The 2,697-nt window shown below is 62.0% G+C and carries 2 protein-coding genes and 2 pseudogenes; all 4 read left to right on the plus strand.

What is annotated here, in order from left to right; all coding sequences use genetic code 11:
- Positions 1-276 (plus strand): annotated as a pseudogene (locus tag RMO23_RS08225) (ATP-binding protein); the annotation flags it as partial.
- Between the two features lie 16 nt (positions 277-292).
- Positions 293-520, plus strand: a complete 228-nt coding sequence (locus RMO23_RS08230; RefSeq protein WP_309680317.1) for a hypothetical protein — start codon at positions 293-295, stop codon at positions 518-520.
- Between the two features lie 2 nt (positions 521-522).
- On the plus strand, positions 523-1,122 hold the full coding sequence (locus tag RMO23_RS08235; protein ID WP_309680319.1) for a GNAT family protein: 600 nt from the start codon (positions 523-525) through the stop codon (positions 1,120-1,122).
- A 12-nt stretch (positions 1,123-1,134) separates the two neighbouring features.
- Positions 1,135-2,348: pseudogene (locus RMO23_RS08240) on the plus strand (vWA domain-containing protein).
- Positions 2,349-2,697 lie beyond the last annotated feature (349 nt).

Genomic DNA, 2,697 nt, shown 5'->3' on the forward strand with positions numbered 1-2,697 from the left:
GACGTGCACTTTCCCGGCCTCAAGAAAGAGCTGCTGGCGGCGGCCATGAAAACCTTTTACGAGGTGCGCAACCTGCCCGGCCTGAAAAAGAAACCTTCTACCAGCGAACTGCTGGACTGGCTCAAGCTGCTGCTGGCCGAGGACATTCCGCTCGAAGCGCTGCAAAGCCGGGACGACAGGGTGGCGGTGCCGCCGCTGGTGGGCGCGCTGCTGAAGAACGAGCAGGATGTGACGCTGTTTGAAAAGCTGGTGTTCATGCAGCGCAACAACCGCTGACAGCCGGGCCGCGGTCATGAACTCAAAATCATTGTGGCTGGAAGGCCTGTCCGACGCCATCGGCTTCATCGGCGGCGCATTGCTGGGCTACTGGATCGGGCGGCTGCTGGGGCTGGATATTTTTGCCGAAGGCTATGGCAACAGCGCCATCGCCGGCATTGTACTGGTCGGCGTGGGCGGTGGCCTGGGCCTGCAGCTGGCCCGCCGCTGGAGAAAGCGCCGCAAAGCCAACGAGGAAAACTGAACATGGCTTTTGTAGAACCCGTGACCCTGGAGGCGCGCGGTGTGCGGCTGGTGCCGCTGGGCCTGGAACATGAAGCGGGGCTGCGCGCCGCCGCCAGCGACGGCGAGCTCTGGAAGCTGCGCATCACCTCGGTGCCCGAGCCCGATGAAACCCGCGCCTACATAGCAACCGCCCTGCAGACGGACAACCGGCTGGCCTTTGCGGTGATCGAGGCCGGCACCGGCAAGGTGCTGGGCAGCACCAGCTACCACGACATCCTGCCGGCGGTCAAACGCGTCGAGATTGGCTACACCTGGTATGCCGCCAGCAGCCAGCGTACCCATGTCAACACCACCACCAAGCTGCTGCTGCTGACACATGCGTTTGAAACCCTGGGCTGCCATGTGGTGGGCTGGCGCACCGACAATTTCAACTTCGCCAGCCAGCGCGCCATCGAGCGCCTGGGCGCCCGCAAGGACGGCGTGATCCGCGGCCACGCGCTGCGCCGCGACGGCACGATTCGCGATACCGTGATGTACAGCCTGAACTCGGGTGAATGGCCCGAAGTCAAGGCGCAGCTGCTGTACCTGCTGGACAGCCGCACCCCACCTCCCTTTGCCTGAAAGGAGTCCGCCATGCTGATCGACTTCTTCTACACCCTGCGCTCGGCCAAGCTGCCGGTGTCCGTCAAGGAATTTTTGATGCTGCTCGAAGCGCTGCAGGCCGGCGTGGTGGGGCCGAACAGTGAAATCAATGACGCCCATGACGGCGAGGGCGCCTACAGGATCGACGATTTTTATTACCTGAGCCGCACGATTCTGGTCAAGGACGAAAAGCACTACGACAAGTTTGACCGCGCCTTTGCCAGCTACTTCAGGGGCGTCGAGATGATTGCCGACTTCACCAAGGACATTCCCCTTGAATGGCTGCGCAAAAACCTGGAACTGGAACTCAGCCCCGAAGACAAGGCGAAGATTGAAAAAATGGGCTGGGACGAGCTCATGGAAACGCTGAAAAAACGCTTTGAAGAGCAAAAAGAACGCCACGAGGGCGGCAGCAAATGGATAGGCACCGGCGGCACCTCGCCCTTTGGCGCCAACGGCTTTAACCCGCAGGGCATACGCATTGGCCAGGAAAAAAGCCGCAACAAGAGCGCCATCAAGGTCTGGGACCAGCGCGCCTACAAGGACTACGACGACACGCAGGAACTCGGCACGCGCAACATCAAGGTCGCGCTGCGCCGCTTGCGCAAGTTTGCGCGCCAGGGCAGCGTCGAGGAGCTGGACCTGCCGGACACCATCAAGTCCACCGCCGCCAACGCCGGCTGGCTCGACATCAAGATGGTGCCCGAGCGCCACAACAATGTGAAAGTGCTGCTGCTGATGGACGTGGGCGGCACCATGGACGAGCACATTCACCGCGTAGAGGAAATGTTCTCGGCCGTCAAGGCGGAATTCAAGCACCTGGAGTTTTATTACTTTCACAACTGCGTCTATGACTTCATGTGGAAGAACAACCGCCGCCGCTTCAGCGAAAAGTTTGCCACCTGGGACATCATCCGCAAGTACAACAAGGACTACAAACTGATCTTTGTGGGAGACGCGACCATGAGTCCCTACGAAATCCTGCAGCCTGGCGGCAGTGTGGAATACAACAACGAGGAAAGCGGCGCCGAGTGGATGCAGCGGCTGACCAACGCCTTCCCGAAATTTGCCTGGATCAACCCCGAGCCCCAGGGCGTCTGGCAATACCGCAGAGCATCAGCGTGATCCAGCAACTGGTGGGTCAGCGCATGTACCCCCTGACCATCAAGGGCCTTGAAGAGGCCATGCGGCTGCTGTCCAAGTAGGGCTCAAGTAAACTGGGGTGGTGACATCCCCCTGTATCCGAGACGCGCGACGGGCCACCCGGCCAGGACTGTTTGCCACGCAGCCGGCACTGCCCCGCGCGCTGGCTGCTTTGCTGTTGTTTGCGGCGCTTTTCCTGCCTGTAGCCGCAGTCAAAGCCCAGACCGCCGCGCCGCTTCCGGCCGTGACCGCTCCGCCCTCCGGCGTCACACAAACCGCACCGGCGCCCGCGCCGCCGCCCGAAAAAATCGCGCCGGCACCGACGCCACAAGGCGCTGTCGGGCCGACCAGCGCCGAGCCCGAAGTCACCGCCTTTGACATCGCCGTGCGCACGCCGCCCGGATTTGGCGA

Origin of the sequence: Polaromonas sp., assembly GCF_031411155.1 — a bacterium.
Classification (GTDB): domain Bacteria; phylum Pseudomonadota; class Gammaproteobacteria; order Burkholderiales; family Burkholderiaceae_C; genus Polaromonas.